Below are 5,701 nucleotides of genomic sequence, written 5' to 3'. Positions count from 1 at the left end.
GATCCGCTGCTGCCGCCTTCCGTCCCGTTGACGTCGGTGCGCTCGTAGATCCGCTGGCCGCGCGGCCAGCTGGTGCAGGTCGGGGCCGTGGTGTCGACATGGTCCGCGGAATAGGCCTGCGGCGCCCAGGCGGGATGGCTGATCCGGACCAGCGGATGATTGTTCAGATTCGCCACCGGAGAGTTGTTCCATCCCAGGAACACCGATCCCGCGGGAGGCGTCTGGTTCAGCTGCAACAGCGTGAAGTCGCCCGTCGTCCCCGTCGCCTTGATGGTCGAGCCGAGGCGCTGGATGCCGCCCGGCTGCGTCTGCGGAGGGCAGTTGGTCTGGCCGCACGGGAGCGTGAACTGGAAGTAGGCTTGAAGGTTCGAGGCGTCCGCGCCGGCGCTGATGCAGTGGTTCGCGGTGAGGAAGTAGGGGATCTGGGTGGCGGAGACGGTGTCGTTCAGCAGCCCGCCGGTGCAGGTGTAGATGAACTGTCCGTTGATCCACTGCATGAGCGCCACGGCGCTCTTGGCGGGATCGGCCGCCGTGCCGATGGTGCAGGAGGCGTTGCCGATGCAGGAGACGTTGAAGCTGCAGAACGACTCGGGAGAAATGCCGAGATCCCCGGCGAACTTCTGGCCGATGTGCCCGACGTCAGAGATGCCGAACGAGAGGCCCTTGAGGTCGGCGCTCCCGTTCGGGCCGTAATGGCGCAGCAGAACGACGCCCTGCGATCCGAAGACCGTGTCGGACCAGAACTCGCCGCTGCCGTTCGGGCCCTTCCCTTGATAAGGACCGAAAGCCTGTCCTTGCGTGCTGAAGAAATAGAGGTCCGCATCGCCCGGGAGATCCAATCCGCGGACGTGGACGCGGAGCGCGCCGGCGCCCGCCGCCTCGATCGCCATCGCCCAGACGAACCCGCCGTCGGCGGTCGGGGCGAGAACGCCATGTCCAACCTGCCTGGGGCCCGTAGAGAGCATGGTGGCGTCGACGTTGGAGAAGCGGACCATCTCCTGGATCGGCTTCGTCCGGCCGACGACGCCGCGGTCGGTGGTCTCAGCCTGCTTCTTCTTGAGCTCGGCCTTTTCCTGCTCGGTCAAGGAGACGAGGAGCGAGCGGTTCAGGACGCCGGCGGGAACCTCCTTCATCAGCCAGTCGTGCAGCGCCGCCATCGAAGCAGCCTCTTCCTGAGCGGTGGGTCCTCCGATGAGCGTCTCGGGAAGCGTGCTCTTCGAACCTGGATTGGGCGAAGCGGGACTGCCGGTGGATAGGCCCGAGCCGGCCAGCGCGATCGCCACGGCGAGCGACGCCAGCCCCAGGTATCCGAGCGCAGGACGGAGCATGCGCGGACGACGTACCATCACGGCCTCCTACGAGTGGAAGTGTTGGGAACGGGAATAGACGGATGGCTGGAGCGCCTCGTGGCGCGGAAGGACGAGCCAGTCGAGTTCCGGTCGGGGACCGGGCTCACGTATCGCAAGCCCCCCTCTCTGCGTGGCCGAGTGTCCAGAGTCGCGTAAAGCTACGCCGGATTCGGGACGCGATCAACAGAGATCTTTCCCGCAGGAGAAGATTTCTCGCCCAGCCTTGTGCGTCCTTATGCTCGAACCGCATTTCCCGACGCCTCTCGACGTCATCTTGATGGTGAATCGGCATCGGATCTTCCCGCCATCGCTGTAACGGCGTGTCCGCCAAGCGTTCCGCGCGGCTCCCACAAAAGAATCTGGATGAAGTCGCGAAGGCCGCGCGTAGAATGGGCCCCTTTTCAGGGAGGTCCGGTTGAGATTCCGAGGGGGGAGAGCGGCTGCGCTCGGGATTTTACTGAGCATTACGGTGGTCGCGGCGGGCCCGGAGCCGCGCCAGCCCACCCTGCGCTATGCCGGCGCGATCTTCCATCCCGGTGCCGCGACGCCCCAGCCTCCCGCCTGGTACCGTGGCGCTTCCGAAAAGGAGTCTCCCAAAGGCCGCCGCTTCATCGTCGCGGTGACGACCGCTCCCCTCGACCCGCGGCAGCGCCAGGAGCTGGAAGAGGCCGGCGCGAAAGTACTGGGCTACATCCCCGACAACGGCTATCGCCTCCGGATCGATCCGGCGCAATTCGACGCCCTGCGCGCCCTTTCTTTCGTCGCCTGGGTCGGCGAGGCGCCTCCCCACCTCAAGATCCAGCCGCAGCTGTCGTCGCTGGCCGGGCATCCGGCGGAAGCGGTGAAGCTGCGCGCCGTCCTCGAGGCGGACGAGCCGCCCACGCGGGCGCGACAGGCGCTGGCGGGCTTGCCGATGGTGGCTGCTCCTTCGGGCAAGGGCGGCGCCTGGAGGATGGAAGCGACGGTTCCGCCCGGACGCCTTGCCGCGGTCCTGTCGCGGCTGGCGGGCCTGCCCGAGGTGGAAGCGGTCGAGATGGCCCGTCCCTTCCGGATGATGAACCAGGATGCCGTCTGGGTGCACCAATCCTTCGTCGGGCCGTCGCCGCAGCAGACGCCGATCTTCGATCGCGGGATTTACGGTTGCGGGCAGATCCTGGGAGTCGCCGACTCGGGTCAGGACTACGACCTTTGCTTCTTCCGCGACACCGTCAACGGCGCGCCGCCGATCGCCTCCTGCGCCGCGGCCCCCTGTCCGCCGGCCGCGCCGGCCGCGAGCCGGCGCAAGGACATCCTCTATTACAACTGGTCGGGAACGCCGACGGGAGACGACGACACCTGCCCCGCGACTTTTGGCGGGAGCGGCCACGGCACGCACACCTCCGGCTCCGCGGTGGGCGACCAGGCTCCCTATGCTGATTGCACCGGCTTCACCACACCGGGCCGATCGGCGGGCGACGGGCTGGCACCCGGCGCGAAGCTGGTCATGCAGGAGATGGGCGACGGTTTGGAGTACCTGAACAACCGCGGCGGGACGCTGTGGAACCTGGCCGACGTGGCTTTCCAGAGCGGCGTGCGGATCCACTCCGACTCGTGGGGCGGCGCCTGCTACGACATCTTCGGCACCTGCGTCCCCGGGTGCGAGATCCCTTATGACTCGTACGCGCGCGACGCCGACCTGGCCATGTGGACCTATCCCGATCTGCTGATCGTCACGTCGGCGGGAAACGGCGCGGAGTTCTGCCCGCCTCCCGTCTCGGTCGGCACGCCGGCGAACGCCAAGAACCTGGTGACGGCGGGCTCCGTCGGCCATGGCGCCGCCGCGGGCAGTCCGTCATCTTTTTCCAGTCCCGGGCCGGTCTTCGACGGGCGGTTGAAGCCGACGGTGGCGGCCCAGGGGGAATCAACCGTCTCCGCCGCTTCTGATGCGACGATCGGATCCAACAACTGCGACACCTGCACGCTGGACGGCACCTCGATGTCCTCGCCTACCACCGCCGGGTTGGCGGCCCTGGTGCGCGAGTATTACACCGCCGGCTACTACGCGACCGGCGCACGCAACCCCGGCTCCGGCATCACCCCCAGCGGCGCCCTGCTCAAGGCAACTCTTGTCGACAGCGCGGTGGCGCTGGGCGCGGCGTCGCCGGCCCCCGATTTCGACTCGGGCTATGGTCGGGTGCAGCTGAACCGGACGCTGGCCTTCACCGGCAGCTCCTTCGCGCTGCGCGTCGACGATTATCGCGGCGGCGCCATCAACGGGACCGTCGTCACGCACGCCTATGACGTTGCGGCAGGCGAGCCGTTCCGTGCCACGCTGGTATGGACCGATTACCCCGCGGCGCTGAACGCGGCGTCGGCCCGGGTGAACGAGCTGAAGCTGGAGGTGATCGATCCGGCCCGCAACGTCTGGTTCCAGAAGCTCGACTCGGGAACGGGCGCTCCGGCGCAGACCTCGAATGCCGGCGACGCGCACGACGGCGTCAACGTGGAGGAACGCCTGGTCTTCAATGCTCCGGCGGCGGGGCGCTGGGTGGTGCGCGTCAGAGGGATCAGCGTCCCGATGGGACCGCAGCCTTTCGCGCTGGTGGTGCATGGCGCGCTCACCGACTGCGCCGCGCCGGCCGCGCCGGGGGCCCCGGCGCTTTCCACGCCGGCCGAGCACCAGGTGCAGGTGAGCTGGAGCGCCGTGGGCTCAGCGGCCGCCTATAACGTCTATCGCTCTCTCGGGGGGTGTCCGGGAGGTCCATGGGTCCAGATCGCCTCGGCCCTGGCGGGCACCTCCTACCTGGACACCGGCGTGTCGGGAGGCGCGACCTACAGCTATCGCGTCGCCTCCGCCTCGGATGCGACCGCCTTCTGCGAGACGCCCTCGGCGTGCGCCCAGGTGGTGCCCACCGGAGACTGTTTCCTGGTGCCGAGCTTCGCGGGCGTGAAGAGCGCGGCGAGCGCCGCGACTTCCACCTGCGCCATCGCGCTGAGCTGGGATCCGGCCAGCTCTCCCTGCACGGCGAATGTCCGCTACAACGTCTACCGGGACACGACGAGCGGCTTCACCCCGGGACCGTCGAACCGGATTGCGCGGTGTTTGGGGACGACCGCCTTCACCGACACGCTCGCGCTGGCCTATGGAACCACCTATTACTATGTCGTGCGCGCCGAGGACGCCACGGCGGGGCACGGCGGCCCCTGCCGCGGCGGGAACGAGGAATCGAACGGCGTGAAGGCGTCGGTGACTCCCAACGGTCCGCCAGGCCTGGGGACCTTCACCGACAATGCCGGCGACACCGGGACGGCGGCCTTCGTCCCCGCGGCTCCCTGGGTCGCGGCCGCAACCGGCGGCAACGCCGGGCCGAAGGTATATTGGGGCGACAGCTCCGAGCTGGTTTGCGCCGATCTGACGAGTCCGGTGCTCACGCTCGACAGCCCCGCCTCCGGACCGCAGCTCTCGTTCTCGACGAAGCACACCCTGGAGTTCGAGGAATTCGGGGTCCTCGACGCTTCCGAGGGCTCGGTCGGCGAGGTGGAGGTCGCCTCCGGTCCAACCTTCAGCTCCTGGTCGCGCCTGCCGCTCAGCCCCAACTACCCGACGCACGTCGATCTCACCGCCACCGCCTGCGACACGATCGTCGACAACGTCAACTACTTCAGCGACCAGCGCCTCACCTATTCGACCTACAGCGCCTCGCTCGCGAACTGGGGCGGCGGCGACGTGAAGATTCGCTTCCGGATGTCGGGTGATTTCTTCTATCCGAGCGGCTCGTGGTGGGTTGACGACATCCAGGTGACCCATACCCTGGTCCCGTCGACCTGCACCGCGCAGGCGGCGGGACCGCCGCCGATCCCCGACGGCGCCTCGGTACCGGGCTCGCCCCTCACCGTCGTGCCGAGCGGCGCCAATCTCCAGCTGAGCTGGGACGCAGCCGCCTGCCCGCCCGCCGCGGTGAACATCTACTGGGGAACACTCGGGAGCTTCGCGACCTTCGCGGGAGGCTTCTGCTCTCTGGCACCTTCGGGCAGCGCGTCGATCACCCTCCCAGACAACGTCTGGTTCCTGGTCGCCGGCACCAACGGCGGATCCATCGACGGGAGCTGGTCGCGCGACCAGGTAGGCAGCGAAAAGAGCTACGCCGGCGCGTCCGCCGCCTGCCCCGTCATCACCCAGCACGTCACCAACAACAACTGCCCCTAAGGCGCCCAAGCGGGAGGGATCGGCTGCCGGAGCCACCCGGTTTTCCGCGATGGGCTCCCAGGCGCAACCCTAAAGAAGGGAGCGCAGGCGCAGGTAGCCGGCGCGGCTGAGGGGGAGCTGCGAGCCGTCGCGCAGGATGGCGACGTGCCGGTCCTTGGCGATCAGC

General features: G+C 68.4%; 2 protein-coding genes. One reads left to right on the top strand and one right to left on the bottom strand.

Annotated features, from left to right (window positions below; all coding sequences use genetic code 11):
• On the bottom strand, nucleotides 1–1,346 hold a 1,346-nt coding region (locus tag VFW45_09565), incomplete at its 3' end, for a hypothetical protein (GenBank protein ID HEU5181030.1).
• Between the two features lie 418 nt (nucleotides 1,347–1,764).
• Here VFW45_09565 and VFW45_09560 point away from each other — a divergent pair.
• Nucleotides 1,765–5,535 carry a S8 family serine peptidase gene (locus VFW45_09560; protein HEU5181029.1) on the top strand — a complete coding sequence of 1,257 codons (3,771 nt, stop codon included), beginning with the start codon at nucleotides 1,765–1,767 and terminating at the stop codon, nucleotides 5,533–5,535.
• Nucleotides 5,536–5,701: the final 166 nt, after the last annotated feature.

Source organism: Candidatus Polarisedimenticolia bacterium, assembly GCA_035764505.1.
GTDB lineage: Bacteria > Acidobacteriota > Polarisedimenticolia > Gp22-AA2 > AA152 > AA152.
This window is presented reverse-complemented; position numbering and strand designations above follow the sequence as displayed.